This is a genomic window from Methylobacillus sp. DLP286 (genome assembly GCF_056636515.1).
On the sequence record NZ_CM153145.1, the window covers coordinates 2400546 to 2417891 of the forward strand.

Below are 17346 nucleotides of genomic sequence, written 5' to 3' on the forward strand. Positions count from 1 at the left end.
GTGTAATGGTTGATAACTCATCGCAAGATTATGTGACCATTCTTGATGGAGAGTGGCAAAAGGTATGAATCAGTGGTCGATTCTCTTGTCACTGCATGCGCTTTCAATTGCGCAGACTCTAGGGCCGGAATAGGCTGCAAGATTGCTCAGGAATCGTAGGTGTTTATCAGGCATTGCCTAGTAATGAAAAAGGGCTAGCTCATCACTGAAGCTAACCCTTTGGTATTCCTTGGTGGCCAGGGGCAGAATCGAACTGCCGACACGCGGATTTTCAATCCGCTGCTCTACCAACTGAGCTACCTGGCCATATACTTACTTATTACGTTGGCTCTTGAGCTCACGCAAGGCCAGCATTATAGCAAACTTCGGCGTTTCGTCTAGCTGGGATCGAAAAAATTCGTGTTTTATTCCCATGGTTTAAAAAAGTTGCGTGCTCGGGTATGCTCCAGGCTTGATTTAAAAAGTAAATTTCATGAGTCACCAACCACTGCCATTGCCAGAATTTGCGATATCCCCATTGGACCACGGTCTGAAAGCCGCGCTGCAAGCCAAGATCGACAATAAAACCAAGCCGAGAGGTGCATTGGGTCAGCTTGAAGGCCTGGCGTTGCAGCTTGGCCTGATCCAGCAATCATTGACGCCTGTCCTGCAACGTCCGGCCATGCTGGTGTTCGCGGGCGACCATGGGGTGGTCGAGGAAGGCGTTAGCCCATATCCAAAGGAAGTCACGCGGCAGATGGTGATGAACTTCCTGAATGGCGGCGCGGGGATCAATGTGTTTACGCGCCAGTATGGGATGCGGATCAGGATTGTGGATGCCGGGGTGTGCCATGAGTTCTCGGCGCATCCGGAGCTGATTCGTGCCAAGGTCAGCATGGGAACCAGTAACTTCCTCAAGATGCCCGCCATGTGCCCGTATATGTGCAACCAGGCCCTGGTCAACGGTTACAAGCTCGCACAGGCGGAAGCCGATGCCGGCACCAATGTGATGGGGTTCGGTGAGATGGGAATCGGCAATACCACTTCCGCTTCGGCCATTGTCGCGGTGCTGTGCAATTTGCCGGTGGAGCAATGCGTCGGTCGCGGCACGGGCCTGGATGACGCCGGCGTGGCCCACAAGGCGGACGTGATCCGCCGGGCGATAGCACGCCATCAGGTGGACAATAAAGATCCTTCGGCGGTGCTGGCGACTTTTGGCGGATTCGAGATCGCCATGATGGTGGGCGCGATGTTGGGCGCTGCAGAACAGCGGGTCGCCCTGTTGATCGACGGCTTTATCGCGACGGCGGCCTTGCTGGTGGCGAGCCGGATAGCTCCCGCTATATTGGAGTACTGTATTTTCGCGCATTGTTCCGACGAGGCGGGTCATAAACTGGTGCTGGAGCAACTGGAGGCCAAGCCTTTGCTCAACCTTGGCTTGCGCCTTGGAGAGGGGACTGGCGCTGCGCTGGCGTACCCTCTGGTGCAGGCTGCCGTGAATTTCCTCAATGAGATGGCCTCGTTCGACTCTGCCAACATCAGCCGGCAGGGTGTTTCATGAGCCAGCAGTGGCGTTTGCTCCTTCTGGCCCTGGGCTTTTTCACGCGCCTGCCGGTGCCCGCCATCCAGAATTTTGATTCCGCCGAGCTGAACGATGCGGCACGCTATTTCCCGCTGGTGGGCATTCTCGTCGGGTCGGCGGCGGCGCTGGTATTGTATTTGAGCTTGCAAATATTGCCCGCAACGGTGGCTATCGTCCTCAGCATGGCGGCGACGGCATGGTTGACCGGCGCGTTCCATGAGGATGGGTTGGCGGATACCATGGACGGCCTGGGTGGCGGCTGGACGAAAGAACAAGCGCTGGTCATCATGAAGGATTCCCGCATCGGCAGCTATGGCGCGATAGCGCTTTTTCTGGCTTTGCTGCTTAAATTTGCCAGCCTTGACCATATCAGGATTGAATTGGTGCCGTTCGTCCTCTTGGCGGCCCATGCCGCGAGCCGGCTTGCCGCCGTGCTGGTGATGGCCACCCAGGAATACGTGCGGGAGGAGGGCAAAGCCAAGCCTTTGGCGGCCAAGCCGTCGGTCGCGAGCCTATGGATTGCCGCAGTGTCGGGCCTGGCGCCAATGGTATTGTTGCCGGCCAGGCTGTGGCTGGCGTTGCTGCCGGTCGTGCTTGTCTGGCTCTGGTTTAGCTTCAAGCTAAGGCAGCGCCTGGGAGGTTATACGGGCGATTGCCTGGGCGCCATGCAGCAGCTCACTGAGCTGGCGTTTTATCTCGGCGTTTTGATTCTGGCATCCTGATATGTGGAGTATGTAATTGGAAATTTACCTGGTGCGTCATACGACGCCGGATGTTCTGCCCGGCACATGCTACGGGCATAGCGACATTGACGTCACGGAGACGTTTCTTGCCGAATTCGATGCGTTGTACCCCAAGCTCAAGCACCTCAAGCATCCTGCTATTTACAGCAGCCCCTTGCAACGCTGCATGAAACTGGCCGAGTCGGTAGCCGCCACATTCAGCCCGCGGATGGCGGTGCAAGCTGATGCCAGGCTCAAGGAGCTGAACTTCGGCGATTGGGAAATGCAATCCTGGAACGATATCCCGCGCGGGCTGGTGGACGTATGGGCGGAGGACCATGTGCGGCACGTGCCGCCGAATGGGGAGTCCTTCCTGCAGCTTTCCCAGCGCGCGCAATCCTTTGTTGCAGATTTGCAGCATCATGAACGGCCGGCCCTGGTGTTCACGCATGCGGGCGTCATCCGGGCGCTGGCCGGCTATGCGCTGGACCTGCCGCTGGTGCATACCTTCAAGCTGCAGATCGACTATGCCAGCGTGAGCAAGATCATCGTGGAAGAACGGTTGACCAGGGTGGCCTACGTCAATCGCTGAGATGTCGATGCTGCGATGGTTTAAATGTGCAAGTTAGCTAGCGCCGCTGCCAGTTTCTGCCAACCGTCCGCAGGGGGCAAGCCAAACCGCAATCCCTGCCGTGCCGGGAAATGCCGTGTCCAGACGCCTTGATGCGCCAATTGCACATGCAGGTGCTCCGCATGCTCCACCCTCAGCCATTGGAACAGCGCGCAGCCATTGAGCGGCGGCAGGCCGGACTGCTGCAGCATATCCGCCAATTGTTGGCTTTCAGCCAACAGCCTTGCGCGATTATGCTGCCGCCACGAATGATCGGCCAGTGCGGCCTGGGCTACTATCCTGGCTGGGCCGGTGACGGTCCAGGGGCCCAATATATCGGCAACACGGTTCAATAGCGGTGTTTCTGCCAGCAGAAAGCCCACGCGCGCGCCGGCCAGGCCAAAGAATTTCCCCAGAGAGCGCAGGATGATGAGCCCGGGCTGATGGCTGTATGCCGCCAGGCTATATTCCGGGGTGCTGTCCATGAAGGCTTCGTCCAAGATCAGCCAGCCCCCGTGCTGCGAGAGGGCTTGATGCCACTCCAGAAGCGCGCCGGGCGCAATCAGGCGGGCAGTGGGATTGTTGGGGTTGCACGCCAGCAACACATCGGTTTCAGCAAGGATGTTCGTGTCAGGCAAGTTGTCGATTTCATTGACTTGGTGCCCTTGCTGCCGCCATGCGTGGGCGTGCTCCGCATACATGGGGCCAAGCACGGTGACGCGGCATGGTCCGCGCATTCGCGGAAGCGCCTGGATCGCGGCCTGCGAGCCGGAGGTGGTCAGCAGGTGCCGGGCGCCATAATAGTTTGCCGCGATGCGCTCGAGTTGCTGGTCGGTTTCCGGCAGGCGCTGCCACGCCGACGGGGGGATGTCCGGCACTGGGTAGCCGTGCGGGTTGATGCCGGTGGAAAGGTCCAGCCAGTCCTCGGGTGCAATGCCATATTGTTGGCTGGCTGCATGCAGGTTGCCGCCGTGCTCAAGCATGGTATGCCCCGATCAATGCATACATGACGAAAATGACCAGGCACCAGAGCGCGATGCTGCGATCCACCAGCCGCACCGCGGCATGGATGCTCGCAGCCGAGGCAGCCGGCCCGATTCCCAGCGTGGGGCGTACCTTGTCCTGCCCGTGGTAGCGCGCCTTGCCGCCCAGCGTCACGTGCAGCGCGCCTGCCCCTGCCGCCATCACTGGGCCTGCATTCGGGCTGTACCATCGCCCGCCCTGTTGCCGCCAACACGAGAATCCGCTCCTGGTATGCCCGCAAAGCGCGTAGCTCAAAGCGGTCAATCGGGCAGGAACGAGGTTGAGCAGGTCGTCCAGGCGGGCGGCGGCCCAGCCGAAATACAGGAAGCGCGGCGTGCGGTAGCCCCACATGGCATCCAGCGTATTGGCGAGGCGGAACAGCAGCGCGCCACTGCCGCCGAGCAATATAAACCAGAAGATCGCGCCGAAAATCGCATCATTGCCGTTCTCCAGCACCGATTCCACGCTGGCAGTGGCAATTTCACGTTTATCAAGCGCTGCCGTGTCGCGGCTCACGATCATGCCCACGGCATGGCGCGCGGCGGCCAAATCCTGTTGTGCGAGTGCGTGGTAGATCCGTAGGGCATGCTCCTTGAGGCTGCGCGCGCCAATGGAGAGATACAGCAGCGCGATGTCGAGCAGCCAGCCAAAAGCGGGCAGCCAGCGATGGGCAAGGTGCGTGAGCCAGACGGCCAAGACAAACGCCGGCAGCAATAATGCTAGCCAGGCCAGCAGGCCCAGCAGGCGCGCGATGAAAGGCGCATGTTGGCGGTTGAGACGCTTTTCCAGCGCGGATGCCAGGTTGCCGAACCCCACCAGCGGATGCCAGCGTCCTGGCTCGCCCAGCAGCCGATCCAATAGCAATGCAGCGAGCAGCAGGGCTGGGGTTGTAAGAAAAGTAGTGGGATAATGGGCCAATGACATATGCCAACACATTGATGGTTCAGGGCACCACCTCGGATGCGGGCAAGAGCACGCTGGTGGCTGCGTTATGCCGAGTATTGTACCGCAGGGGCGTGCGCGTCGCGCCATTCAAACCGCAGAACATGGCGCTCAATTCCGCCGTGACCAGCGACGGCGGCGAGATCGGCCGCGCGCAGGCCGTACAGGCGCAGGCGTGCGGCCTGTTGCCGCATACCGACATGAACCCGGTATTGCTCAAACCGAATACCGACACCGGCTGCCAAGTGATCATCCACGGCAAGGTGCTGACCAACCTCGAAGCAACGGCCTACCACGCCTACAAGCCCAAGGCGCGGGAAGCCGTACTGGCTTCATGGCAGCGCCTGCGCGAACAATATGAATGCATCATCGTCGAGGGCGCGGGCAGCCCGGCGGAAATTAACCTGCGGCAGAACGACATTGCCAACATGGGCTTCGCCGAGGCGGCGGATTGCCCGGTAATATTGATCGCCGATATCGACCGCGGCGGCGTGTTCGCCCATATCGTCGGCACCCTGGCGCTACTCTCCGAGTCGGAGAGAAAGCGCATCATCGGCTTCGTCATCAACCGTTTTCGCGGCGATATCGCGTTGCTGCAGCCCGGGCTAGACTGGCTGCAGCAGGAAACCGGCATTCCCGTGCTCGGCGTGCTGCCCTATCTGCGCAACTTGCATCTCGAAGCCGAGGATTCCGTGGCGAGAGATACGCCGGACAAGCCGCAGACCTGGCTGCGCGTGATTGCCCCGGTCCTGCCGCACGTCAGCAACCATACCGACATGGACGCCCTGCGCATGCACCCGCATGTCGATTTCCAGTTCATAGAGCTCAACGAGCCGGTGCCGCCAGCCGACCTCATCATCCTGCCGGGCAGCAAGAACGTGCGCGGCGACCTGGCAGTGCTGGAATCCCACGGCTGGCGCGAGAAAATCTCCCGCCACCTGCGCTACGGCGGCAAGCTGCTGGGCATTTGCGGCGGCTTTCAGATGCTCGGCCGCAAAATCCACGACCCTCATGGCATCGAAGGCGATGCGGGATCCAGCGACGGCTTCGGCTGGCTGGAGATGGAAACCACGCTCACCAAGGAAAAACACCTCAAGGAAGTCGAGGGCAAGCTCACCTTTGCCGACGCTACCGTGATTGGCTATGAGATTCACATGGGCGTCAGCAACGGCCCAGCCTTGAAGCGGCCTTTGCTCTATATCGGTACGCAGGCAGAAGGCGCACTGTCCGAAGACAGCCAGATAGCGGGCACTTACCTGCACGGCCTGTTCGACTATGCCGAAGCGACCCGGGCCTTATTGGATTGGGCAGGCTACAACCAGCTTAAACAGACGCAGGAAGAAATCGCCCATTACGATTACATCGCCGTGCGCGAGGCCAGCCTGGAGCGGCTGGCCGATGAAGTGGAGCAGCATCTGGATTGGAGCAAGCTGCAGCCATACCTGCCTTAAAGCGAAGTGGACAACTATTTCGCCTCATGCATTTGGCCTGGATTTGCATTAAAATGAGAACAATTCTTATTTTTGGCTAGGCAAATGTCTATCGACCAGGAGCGGCAATCGCTGCAACTTCTTTATACCCACCATCACGGCTGGTTGCAGGACTGGTTGCGGCGCAAATTGGGCGATGCCGCGGATGCGGCAGACGTGGCGCAGGATACGTTCATGCGCATCCTGACGGCGCCGGAGCATATTGCCGAGAAAAAGTCAGGCTGGCAATTGCAGGAGCCGCGCGCCTACCTTACCGTGGTGGCAAAGCGCCTGGTGGCCAACCTCTACCGCAGGCGTGCCCTGGAGCAGGCCTATCTCGATTCCCTGGCGCTCATGCCGGACTTATCCGCGCCTTCTCCCGAGCACCGGCTGGTGATCCTCGAAACCCTGCAGCAGATCGACAGCATGCTCGACGGCTTGCCTGCCAAGGTGCGGGCGGCGTTCCTGCTGGCGCAGCTCGAAGGCATGACTTACGCCCAGATCGCTCAGCAGCTGGCAGCCAGCGAGCGTACCATCAAGCGCTACATGGTGCAGGCGATGGCGCGTTGCATATTGCTTTCCGCATGACGGCAATGAATGAAACGATTGCCCTGCAAGCAGCGGAATGGTTTTTCCGGCTGCAGGAGCATGAAGCCACTGAAGCAGACCGTCAGGCATGCGCTGTATGGCGCGAAGCGGACCCCATGCACGAGGCCGCCTGGCAGCGGGCGCAGCAGGTGAGCGCCATGTTGGGAGCCTTGCCAGGCAAGCTAGCGCATGCCACCTTGCAGCGCAGCCACCTGGAAAGCCGCCGCCGCGCGGTCAAGGCCTTGGCGGTGCTAGTTGTGGCAGGGACGGCCGGCTGGCAGGGCTGGCGCAGCGAGCCGGTTCGCCTGCGGTTGGCGCAATACAGCACGCGCACCGGCGAGCGCAGGCAGATCCAGCTTGCCGATGGCACTGCAGTGCACCTCAATACCTCCACCGGCATCAATACCATACTGGATGCCAACCGGCGCTTGATAGTGCTGGAAACGGGCGAAGTGCTGATCCAGACCGGCAAGGGCCAAACGCCCGCGGGGCATCCGGCATATCGTCCGCTGGTGGTCGCCACCCGGCATGGGCAATTGAAGCCGCTGGGCACGCGCTTTATCGTGCGGCAGTCTGCGGAAGAGATCCAGCTTGCCGTGTTGGAAGGCGCGGTGGAAATCACCACGCGCGAGGGCGAGCGGCGCGTGATACAGGCAGGCTGGCAAACGCGCTTCAATGACGAGGCCATCATGCCGCCTTCGGCAGTGGCGCCCAATGCTGATAGCTGGACGCAAGGCATCCTCCATGCGCGCGAAATGCGCCTCGCCGATTTCGCCGCCGAACTAGCACGCTACCGGCCGGGCGTGGTGCGCTGTGCGCCGGAAGTGGCGGAGCTAAAGATTTCTGGTGCGTTCCAGCTTGCCGATACTGACCAGGTATTCGCCAGCCTGCCCATGGTGTTGCCTGTGAAAGTCAGCTACCTCACGCGGTATTGGGTCACTTTCAATGCGCCCAGTGCCGGAGCTTGAGATCCCACGGCAATATAGCCAGAAAATTTTCCAATTGTTGTCCCCTTCGCCGATCTGGCGTGTGAAGTGAATTGAAAGCAATTCTTATTCATATTCACTAAAGGGGAATTCATGCAACCGCAACATCAACGCCATCTTCTGCGCCAGGCGGTACAAGGTGCGCTTCTTATTTTTGCCATGACCAGCACTGCCTTGTGTTCTGCTGTTACTGCATTTGCAGAGGAGCATAGTCAAGCTGGCAAGTATCATGTCAAGGCTGGCCCATTGGAGCAGGCGCTCAGTGAGTTTGCAGGCGCTGCAGGCGTTAGTGTTACGTTGCCGCCAGCGCTGGTGGATGGTAAAACGAGTCCAGGATTGAGCGGTTCTTATAGCGTGCAGCAGGGGTTTAATGCACTTCTGGCCGGCACTGGCTTGCAAGCTGTCAACACAACAACGGGTGTTTATCTGTTGCAAAAAACCCAGACAGTTTCCGGCGAAAAGACAAGTGATGCAGTAACACTGCCAGAAGTGCAGGTCTCTGCTGCCAGTGATAAAAACACCATGAGCGAAGGAACGGGTTCCTATACCGTGAAATCATCAGCGGCCGCGACACGATTCAATCGCTCCCTGCGTGAAACGCCGCAATCAGTCAGTGTCATTACGCGTCAGCAAATGGATGATCAAGGGCTAACCAATATTGCGGATGTATTACAGCAGACGCCAGGCATTACCGTGAATCGTGAGAATACGGAAGGGTATAGTTTTTACGCACGAGGCTTTCAGGTAGAGAATTTCCAGTTTGATGGAGTGCCCAGCTTATCCAGTGATGGAGGTAATGTGCGTGATAACTACAGTATCACCAATGCTGCAATCTATGACCGTGTCGAAGTGCTCAAAGGGGCAACTGGATTATTGAATGGTGCGGGTTATCCCTCAGGTGTAATTAATTTTGTTCGTAAGCCTCCAACGGCCGAGTTCCAGGGACATCTCATGCTGGGGGCCGGCTCGTGGGATAACTATCGTGCTGAACTGGATTTGTCAGGGGCATTAATTGAGGATGGCCGTATCAGGGGAAGGGTAGTCTCTGTGGTGCAGGATCAAGGCAGTTTCATGGATTATGCGCGTAGCGAACAGAATATTTTCTATGGCATCCTGGAGGCTGACCTGACTGAGAAGACCAAACTCTCGCTGGGACTAGACTACCAACAGAACAATAACGATGCGACTACCAACTCGCATTTGCCGACCATCTTCACTGATGGGTCGATTGCCAAATTCAAGCGCGATACCAATCCAGCAGATAAGTGGGCGTATCGCGATCAAAAAACCCAGCGGATATTTGCCGACCTAGAGCACCGTTTCGACAACGATTGGGTAGTCAAAGCAACCGTGAGTCATCGAGACTATACTTCCAGAGAGCTGATTTCAGGGATGACAAATCCTTCTTCGACTGGCTTGATTAACGTAGTGGATCATAGCGCTCCGCACGGTTTCTACGTTGGAGGAGCAGCTAGGTTTAACACTGATACCAAAGAAAACGGCATAGACCTGATGGCTAGGGGTGAATATTCTCTGTTCGGTCGCAGTCATGAATTGGTATTCGGCTACAACTTTGCCAAGACCGAAGCCAAGTCACGCCGCTATGATGGTGATACGGACAGCACGATCAACGATGTCTTCAATTGGAATAATAATGCTACTGAACCAAGTCGTTTTGAGTGGTGGATTACCCATGATGTTGATGTGAAGCAGAATGTATTTTATGCAGCTACTGCATTAAAGCCTACTGACTACCTTTCCGTGATTTTCGGTGCGCGCGTCACCAATTATGAATGGTCTTTGCTGAGCAACAACGCTCTGCCTAGAACAGCACTATATGATACCAAGGTCAGTGGCGAGGTCACACCCTATGCCGGTGTGACCTTGGATGTTGATTCACATCATTCTGTGTACTTCAGCTACACCGACATCTTTAAACCGCAGGCGTACAATTTCAACGCCGCAGGCCAGCAGCTTGACCCATTGACCGGTAAAAGCTATGAAATAGGAGGCAAGGGAGAATATTTCGATGGCAAGCTGAATGCCAGCATTGCCTACTTCCAGATCAAACAGGATAATTTTGCCATTCTGGATCCTAGTGGTGCGGCAACGCCTACTGGCGGCTCAGCGATGATTGCAGCCAAAGGCGTTGAAACCCGGGGCATAGAGCTGGAAATGTCCGGTGAAGTGCTACCGCGATGGCAAGTGCTGGCAGGTTATACCTATCGCCATTCCGTGGATGCCAATGACAAACGTGTGAGTACCAATCAGCCGCTCAGTTTATTTAGATTCGCTACTAGCTATCGCTTTCCCGGTGTGCTTAACAAACTATCAGTGGGGGGCAACTTAAATTGGCAGAATGGCACTTATTTCAACTTTGCTGCGAACAATGCTACTTGGAAGTTTGAGCAAGATACCTATGCAGTGGTGGGTATCAATGCTGCATATGACATCAATCCCAAGTTGAAAATGCTGCTGCAAGTGAACAACCTGTTCGACAAGCATTACTTCAGCGGTATTGGCAATTACAACACTGTGTTCTATGGGACGCCACGCAATGCAATGTTGACGCTGCGCTATCAGTTCTAAGCATTATTAGCACTGCAAATTCAAGCACGCCCTTGGGCGTGCTTTTTTATTGATGCTGTTTTTGCATGCATGCCATTTCTTATTTTTGACGATGAGGAAAAATCTGTCATCCGCAAGTCTTTTTGCTATTATACGTTTCGTATACATAATATTTACCAGGAGCAAGCCATGGGCATCGTCAAGATTTCCGACTCAATGCACGAGAACATCCGTTCCGCGAGCAATGCGTTCAGCCGTTCGATCAATTCGCAAGCGGAGCATTGGTTGCGGGTGGGCATGCTGGCGGAAATGCATCCGCAATTGAGTTATACGGACATCTGCCGCTTGTTGTTGCAGATCGAGCAGAGTGGGGGCGAGGTGGGCAATGCCCTGAAACCGGCCGGGGGCGATGTGGCTTCCGTGATCAGCCTCAAGCGGACTGTGTGATGGGGGTTGTGCTGCATGGGGCGGATGATGTTGCAAAGGCGCGCATAGCCGGGCAAATGGCTGCCCAGGTGCTTGCCATGGTCAAGGAGCATGTGGCGCCGGGCGTGACGACGGAAGATCTTGACCGCATTTGCCACGAATATATCGTGTATGAGCTGAAGGCGATTCCCGCCAACCTTGGCTATAGCGGTTTTCCCAAGACTATCTGCACATCCGTCAACCATGTGGTCTGCCATGGCATTCCTTCCGGGAAGCAAGTGTTGCGGGATGGCGATATCCTCAATATCGATGTCGCGGTCATCAAGGATGGCTGGTATGGCGATACCAGCCGCATGTATCTGATCGGCAATGCTGCGCCGGAGGCGGTGCGGCTGGTGCAGGCCGCCTATGACGCGATGCGGGCCGGCATTTTGCAGGTGAAGCCGGGCAATACCCTGGGCGACGTGGGATATGCAATCCAGCAGGCGGCACATGCGCAGGGGTTCAGCGTGGTGCGCGAATATTGCGGCCACGGTGTCGGCCAGGTCTATCATGACGAGCCGCAAGTGCTGAATTACGGCCAGCCGGGCAAGGGGCTCAGGCTCAAGCCTGGCATGATTTTCACGGTAGAGCCCATGGTCAATGCCGGCAAGGCCGCTACCAGGACATTGCAGGACGAGTGGACGGTTGTGACGCAGGACAAGGGTTGGTCGGCCCAGTGGGAACATATGGTGGCAGTGACCGAGGAAGGATTTGAGCTGCTGACTGATTGGCCGGATGGGTTGGGGGCCTATCAGGAAATTGCATGATGCGATCTCCAGCTTGCATGTCTTTTTATGGCGCTTTGCGTGCCTGGGAAAAGCTGATGGGCATGGCTGCTGCCGTGCTCGATCAGGATGGCGTGCAAGCTGGCATCCGTTACCAGCACGCCTTGGTGCTGGCCGAGGAAATGCTGGAGGCATGCAGTGTCGCAGGCGATGACGAGGTCGCCCAATGCGGCGATGCGGTGGTTGCGGCTTATGTCGTTGCTCAACATAATCTCGCCGATATTTACCGTAGGAAAAATGCGCAGGCTTTGGCGGGAGGGCATTACCAGGAAGCTTTTCAGCGCTTGGATGCTTTATGTAAAGACGTGGCCGCGCCTGAAGGTTTGCGCCTTTTCGCGGCCAGGCACATGACGCGCGCATTGGGCGAGTGGGTCGCACACCAGCAGCAATGTGGAAACTATCCAGCCAGTACAGGGCAGCGTATTGAACGGTCCAATTGACTGGCTGGGTTTTTGTTGGCCGGGCTTATTTGACGCTGGCTGGCTCGTCGATTTTCTTGCCTGCGTCCGGACCGGACCTCAATGTATAGATATCGTCGATATGGATAAGGACCGCGAATTTCGGCGTTTTCATGCCGTTCTTTTCCGCGAATGCCAGCGCATTGTCATAAGGCGCAGTGCCTGCGCTGAATAGCTCGGGCGTGCCGACGATGCGGTAGCCATCCAGGGCGGGGCGGTCAATCACGGCAATCGCCATTTTCGAGCCGTCGCGTATGTTCTGCAAGGTCTGGCCGCCGGTGTTCTCATTGTAGATCAAGGTCTGGTCGTCATAGACCCGCAGCGAACGCTTGGGGCCGATGTCCGGCAGTCCATCCTGGCTTACCGTGGCTTGAACCGGCAGTTCCTTGGCTAGCATGGCCTTAATTGAATCGTTGAGTATTTTCATTTGTATTCCCTAGTATTGCGCATTGCTTGGTTAAAAAACCGGATAACTAGCGCATCATATCAAAAATATACGTTTCGTTTATATAGTGTATATTATCTTGGCGGGACACAGTGCTTGCCGGCGTGGTTTAATCTCACCTTGCTTCAATGACCGGAACAGCCCTCATGACCGCTGCACAAACATCGCCAGAAACCAAGAAAACAAATGACCCAGGCAAGAAGGCCGGCATCATCGCCTTGTTGTTGTCTGTCTTCTGCGTGCCGTTGCTTGGTGTCGTGGTGGGGATATTCGCCCTGCTCAAATCGCGCGCCGCCGGACAAGGCAATTTGTTTGCCATCCTCGCCATTGGCATCAACCTGGCCTACACGGTGCTGCTGGTACTATTCCTGGTCAGCGCCAACTATGTATCCAAGGGAAAAGCGGAGCAGCAGCAACAGGAAGAGGCGCTTGAAGCGTTGGCTTTGCAGCGGAATGGCCCCGTGGATACCGACCGTATCGCCCAGGAGCTGCATGGCAAGCTGGAAGCGTTCCGCGAAACGCATGGCGCCTACCCTTCCTACGGCCAGTTGCTTTCCGAGCGCGGCGCTTTGGCTTTGACTGATGAGCAGCGCGAAGTGCTGGTGAATACGGCGACACCGCGCAGCACGCGCGTGGGCTTCCAGGCCTGCGTGGCGTCCAACGGCGTGGGCAGCGGCGCCATCCTCAGGCCGGGCTCAGGCAACCCGCCGTTGGTAGCTGGCAACTGCACCAACATGGCGGCTAGGCGCGAGTGAGACGGCGCCAGCCCATGACCATGCCTGCGGCGGTGAGGATGACGCCGCCGATCGAGAACAGGATCACGACGATCCAGCGCGGGATCTCGGCATTGTCGAACGGTGCGAAATCGAGGCGGTGCAGCGCCGCAAACAGCCAGCGATAAGTGCGGCTGTTATTGTCCTGCGATGCCACGATGCGCGTAGTGGCCGGGTCGATGTAATAGCTGGTGGCGGAAATGTCATCCAGGTCGATGCGGATGACCGGGGAGGCAGCCTCTAACCGTTTGCCGTAGTAATACCTGTCGCCATGCTCCAGCCAGGTGGCAGCCTTGATCCCTGCATCCGGCAGCATGCCTGCCGCCTGTGCCGTGAATGCTGCCGCCGCGAACGGGGCGAGCGGCGCCCCGCTGGCGGCGTCCAGCATCCAGGTGCGATGCTGTGCAAGGCCGAGCAGGATAGGCCTGCCAGCAAAATATATCCATTCGATCTCGCCAATTTGCTCCGTCGCGCCTATCTGCGCCGGCAATGCCGGCAACGGCCCGTACGGCGGTTTTCCTGCCCAGTGCCGCGATTCTTGCTCGCTCAGCTTCTTGCCCGAGAACATATCGAACGGCTTCATCGACAGCCAGCCGCTGAACAGCCATGTCAGGCACAGCACCCCTGCGAGCAGGCCGGAAACATGGTGCCACTTGGCCCAGCCGCGATATGGCGTCATGCGGCCTCCCTTGTAGCGGCGACGCAGGCGCAGGCGGTCTATTCCCAGCCAGATGCCCATCAGGCTCATCGCCGTGGCGGGGAACGACAGCCACATGACGACCTGACGCCAAACCTGGGTATAATCGAAGCGGAGCGGAGTGAAATATATCCAGTGGATGACGGAGCCCAGCCAGTTCCAGGCGCGCTCGCTACGCGAGGTATCCAGCACGACTTCCGCCGTGTGGCTGGACAAATACAGCACATTCCCGTTGCTGAAAGTCACGCGATGCAAAGGCCGGTGGGCATGGAGAGAGGACGAGATCGACCATTGGTCGCGCTCGATCAATTCTGTATTGATGATGGATGCGCCAGGCAGGAATGCCTGGGCAGATATGCGGACGTCATGGGGCGTGACGCTCAGCTTCTCGCCGCTGTCTGCCCAGACGGAATGCCAAGTGTTCTGGTATAAGGCATGGTAAAGCGGCCGCCCATTATGCATGGCAAGCCGGAGCTTGTCCGGCTCACCGCCTAGCATGACCCCCACCTGGGCCGGCGCTATGCGCACCAAGCCAGGTGCAACCGCCTCCAGGCGGGGAATCCGTTCTTCCTGCATGAGCTTGGGGTAGGCCACGAACAGCATGACCACCCCGGAAATGAACCAGAGCAGCACCAGCACCCCAAGCGCTATCCCCAGCCAGCGATGCCAGAGGTGGAGGTTGCGCATGGTGAAGAGTTTCATGGTGCTGTACGTACTCAGGAGCCTAGTAACGGAATTCCGCAGTCAGTTCGAGCTGGCGCGGTGCGCCGATGATTTGCTGGGTACTGCCGTAGGCCAATGCTGCATAGAATTTGTCAGTCAGGTTGCGGATATTGGCGCGTAGCGTCATTTGCTTGTTGACATGCCAGGCCGCGCTTGCGTCATACACGGTATAGCCCGCAAGGGTAATCTCATTGGCATTGTTTGCATAGCGTTTGCCTACATAACGCGCACCTATGCCAGCTTCCCATTCAGATGCCTGATAATAGAGCCAAGCATTTGCCACTTTTTCTGGGACATTGGTTGGGGTATTGCCTGCGCGTGAAATGCCGGTGCTACCTTCTCTCAACTCATCATATCTCGCATTCAATAATGCAGCATTGAAATCCAGACGCCAGTGTTCAACAGGGTACAACGTGGTGGAGAATTCAATTCCTCGCGAGGATTGTTGACCGCCTTGCACGGAAATGGAAGGGGTAACGGGGTCTTGGGTAATGATATTGTCCTTGGCGATATGGTAGGCAGCCAAAGACCACTCTCCCTTGAGGTTCTGCAATGCTTGTTTGATACCAATTTCGGCCTGACGTGAACGTGTCAGGTCGAATTCGCCATTGGCAAGGTTGAGTCCCAATAGGTTTGTGATCGGATCGGTTCCTCGACTGGTTTGGGCGTAGAGCGAAGTATCTGCAGTCAAGTCGAATACTGCTCCGACTCTCCAGGTTTCAGGAGTGAATTGTTTGTCACTATCTGCTGCGCCACGATAGTCGCGCCGTTCAGTATCAATGTAATCGCGGCGTATTCCGGCAACCAATTTGAGGCGGTCGGTTGCATTCCACGCATTTTCAAGGAAGAAAGCCTGTTGCTTGAGATCTGCATCGTAATTGCGCAAAACTGAAGTCGTGCTGAGGAAAGTGCCGGTATATCCAGCTACAGGAATGACGTCAGTTGCGCTATTGCCGGAGTTGCTTGCATGCCGGAAATCGGTTTTTGAGATTTCCCATCCTGCAGAAAAACGGTTCAAATGACCCCATAATGTGTCTTCGTGAATGATTTCCAGGCGATTGCCAATTTGCTTCTGGGTGTGAGTGATGGCGAGAAAAGTACCCCTGCGTACTGTGCCGGCTACGGGATTCAAGGTATAACTTTCCGCATTTTGCCATTCGCGGTCAGATTTGAACCAATAAGTTTCATTACGTAGTTTCAGGCGCTCTGAAATTTCCCATTCAATCTTGGCACGTGCGCGCGTGTCCTCAAAATCCATTTTGTTATCGGCTACGTTGTAGTTCTTGCTACGAAGAGAATGCGTGATTTTTCCATAGCGCAGAGGAGACCCATAGTTTGCGGTAGGGGAATCTTCTGCATGATCCAGAGTAAAGCCAATTCTGAGGTTGTCCGTAGGTGTGAACAGCAATGAAGTCATGAGTTTTTTGCTGTCGTAATCACCACGGCTGATATAGCCGTCGCCACCTAATACGGACGCATCAATACGGAATGCGCCGATTTCGCCAATGGCACCAGTGCCGCCCAATGCTGCACGATAAGCGCCATAGGAGCCAGCACCAACGAGCGCTTCAATGGATGCTTCACGGCTTGCCTGTTTACGGACGCTATTGACAATGCCACCTGCCGCACCATCGCCAAACAATACGGAGGCCGGGCCGCGCAAGACTTCGATGCGTTCATAGCCCCATGTATCCGAGGGGTAGGTCAGTGTCCCAGCTCCAGTCATTAAGCGTACACCGTCTTCTGCCTGCGCAACGGAGTTGTTGCCAGTGAAACCGCGAGACGAGAAGGATTGACCGTTGCCAGGCGTGCTGATATCCGTAATGCCAGTAGTCCGGGTCACTGCCTCACGCAATGTGATATCGCCGCGCTGGCGAATAGTTTGCGCATCCAGACTTTCTACGCTGGCTGGTGTTTCCTGAGCAGACAGGCCAAGACGGCTGCCGGTGACGGTTTTCTTTTTCAGGTTAAGTCCGGGCTTGTCTTGTGTTGCCTTGACTTGTACTTCTTCCAAGGTAGCATCTTCCGCCAGCGCCCCGCTGGAGAATATGGCCATTAAGGCTGTTGCCAGGATGTAGTTGCTATTTTTCATTATTGCTCCCAAATTGATGGTTCAGCATGACAAACTGTCATGTGTAAATCAGCCATATGGTCGGAGCAGGGAGAGAAATGCATGCAAAGCAGCCGCAACGGCAATTCGACTTGAGGCCGCGGATGGCAACCCAAATCTGCAATTCATCAATAATGTCGAATGAAAATGGTGAACATTCGCCGATTCCAGGCACCCCGCCTTTGCTCGAACAACATAGCTGACTTGCGGCAGGTCTCCTGACTCTCGGGTCATCGTCTTGTTTGTAGCCTTCCCAGATTATTATCCAGTGGCAAGAGTGGCAAACAGACTCACCGATTACAGTTGCGGGGGCAGTTCCGGATTACGATCGTCGTGTCTTCACCGGATTCCCTATTATTCTCCCTGACTGTGGCAGGGAGAAACCGTAAGCCCAGAAATGTTAATTTCTATTCGTTGT

At 56.6% G+C, this 17346-nt stretch carries 16 protein-coding genes, 1 tRNA gene and 1 riboswitch; of the genes, 11 read left to right on the forward strand and 6 right to left on the reverse strand.

From position 1 onward, the window contains the following. Positions 1–230: 230 nt before the first annotated feature. Positions 231–306, reverse strand: a tRNA-Phe gene (locus tag ACWXTG_RS11400). Positions 307–472: 166 nt separating this feature from the next. On the opposite strand from ACWXTG_RS11400, the gene cobT reads away from it, so the two are divergent. From cobT to cobC, 3 genes are read left to right on the forward strand one after another with little or no spacing between them, the layout of a single operon-like run. Further along, on the forward strand, positions 473–1540 hold the full coding sequence (cobT, locus tag ACWXTG_RS11405) for a nicotinate-nucleotide--dimethylbenzimidazole phosphoribosyltransferase (protein ID WP_480219952.1): 1068 nt from the start codon (positions 473–475) through the stop codon (positions 1538–1540). After that, the gene (locus tag ACWXTG_RS11410) at positions 1537–2283 is read left to right on the forward strand and encodes an adenosylcobinamide-GDP ribazoletransferase (RefSeq protein WP_480219953.1); all 747 of its coding nucleotides are present in this window, start codon (positions 1537–1539) and stop codon (positions 2281–2283) included. Before cobT ends, ACWXTG_RS11410 begins: the two co-directional genes overlap by 4 nt. Positions 2284–2299: 16 nt before the next feature. Continuing rightward, complete coding sequence (cobC, locus tag ACWXTG_RS11415; RefSeq protein ID WP_480219954.1) at positions 2300–2875, forward strand: alpha-ribazole phosphatase; 576 nt, start codon at positions 2300–2302, stop codon at positions 2873–2875. Between the two features lie 20 nt (positions 2876–2895). Here cobC and cobD read toward each other — a convergent pair whose 3' ends face one another. Next, positions 2896–3876 (reverse strand): threonine-phosphate decarboxylase CobD, encoded by a 981-nt coding sequence (gene cobD, locus ACWXTG_RS11420; RefSeq protein WP_480219955.1) that lies wholly within the window; start codon positions 3874–3876, stop codon positions 2896–2898. After that, entirely contained in the window at positions 3869–4840 is a 972-nt protein-coding gene (gene cbiB / locus ACWXTG_RS11425) for an adenosylcobinamide-phosphate synthase CbiB (RefSeq protein ID WP_480219956.1), read from the reverse strand. The genes cobD and cbiB overlap by 8 nt, the downstream gene beginning before the upstream one ends. 14 nt (positions 4841–4854) lie before the next feature. On the opposite strand from cbiB, the gene ACWXTG_RS11430 reads away from it, so the two are divergent. The 7 genes from ACWXTG_RS11430 (at position 4855) to ACWXTG_RS11460 (ending at position 12162) form a co-directional block, all read left to right on the forward strand. Beyond that, positions 4855–6309: a cobyric acid synthase gene (locus ACWXTG_RS11430; protein WP_480221236.1), complete on the forward strand. Its 1455-nt coding sequence runs from the start codon at positions 4855–4857 to the stop codon at positions 6307–6309. Between the two features lie 84 nt (positions 6310–6393). Continuing rightward, positions 6394–6915, forward strand: a complete 522-nt coding sequence (locus ACWXTG_RS11435; protein ID WP_480219957.1) for a sigma-70 family RNA polymerase sigma factor — start codon at positions 6394–6396, stop codon at positions 6913–6915. Between the two features lie 5 nt (positions 6916–6920). Continuing rightward, positions 6921–7883 carry a FecR domain-containing protein gene (locus ACWXTG_RS11440; protein ID WP_480219958.1) on the forward strand — a complete coding sequence of 321 codons (963 nt, stop codon included), beginning with the start codon at positions 6921–6923 and terminating at the stop codon, positions 7881–7883. A 111-nt stretch (positions 7884–7994) separates the two neighbouring features. Then, positions 7995–10490 (forward strand): TonB-dependent siderophore receptor, encoded by a 2496-nt coding sequence (locus tag ACWXTG_RS11445; RefSeq protein ID WP_480219959.1) that lies wholly within the window; start codon positions 7995–7997, stop codon positions 10488–10490. Positions 10491–10658: 168 nt separating this feature from the next. Beyond that, positions 10659–10916: a ParD-like family protein gene (locus ACWXTG_RS11450; protein ID WP_309566998.1), complete on the forward strand. Its 258-nt coding sequence runs from the start codon at positions 10659–10661 to the stop codon at positions 10914–10916. Then, positions 10916–11704: a type I methionyl aminopeptidase gene (gene map / locus ACWXTG_RS11455; protein ID WP_480221237.1), complete on the forward strand. Its 789-nt coding sequence runs from the start codon at positions 10916–10918 to the stop codon at positions 11702–11704. Before ACWXTG_RS11450 ends, map begins: the two co-directional genes overlap by 1 nt. Then, positions 11701–12162, forward strand: coding sequence for a hypothetical protein (locus ACWXTG_RS11460; protein WP_480219960.1), 462 nt, complete (start codon positions 11701–11703; stop codon positions 12160–12162). Before map ends, ACWXTG_RS11460 begins: the two co-directional genes overlap by 4 nt. A gap of 25 nt (positions 12163–12187) precedes the next feature. On the opposite strand, the gene ACWXTG_RS11465 is transcribed toward ACWXTG_RS11460, so the two are convergent. Continuing rightward, a complete protein-coding gene (locus ACWXTG_RS11465; protein ID WP_480219961.1) occupies positions 12188–12607 on the reverse strand; it encodes a pyridoxamine 5'-phosphate oxidase family protein in 420 nt (139 codons plus the stop codon). A gap of 164 nt (positions 12608–12771) precedes the next feature. Between ACWXTG_RS11465 and ACWXTG_RS11470 the strand changes: the two genes are divergently transcribed. Next, positions 12772–13380 (forward strand): hypothetical protein, encoded by a 609-nt coding sequence (locus ACWXTG_RS11470; protein WP_480219962.1) that lies wholly within the window; start codon positions 12772–12774, stop codon positions 13378–13380. On the opposite strand, the gene ACWXTG_RS11475 is transcribed toward ACWXTG_RS11470, so the two are convergent. Together ACWXTG_RS11475 and ACWXTG_RS11480 are read right to left on the reverse strand one after the other, a co-directional pair. Continuing rightward, complete coding sequence (locus ACWXTG_RS11475; protein WP_480219963.1) at positions 13367–14797, reverse strand: PepSY domain-containing protein; 1431 nt, start codon at positions 14795–14797, stop codon at positions 13367–13369. The genes ACWXTG_RS11470 and ACWXTG_RS11475 overlap by 14 nt on opposite strands. Before the next feature lie 22 nt (positions 14798–14819). Beyond that, positions 14820–16910: a TonB-dependent receptor gene (locus tag ACWXTG_RS11480; RefSeq protein WP_480219964.1), complete on the reverse strand. Its 2091-nt coding sequence runs from the start codon at positions 16908–16910 to the stop codon at positions 14820–14822. Positions 16911–17119: 209 nt separating this feature from the next. Then, positions 17120–17331, reverse strand: a riboswitch (cobalamin riboswitch). Positions 17332–17346 lie beyond the last annotated feature (15 nt).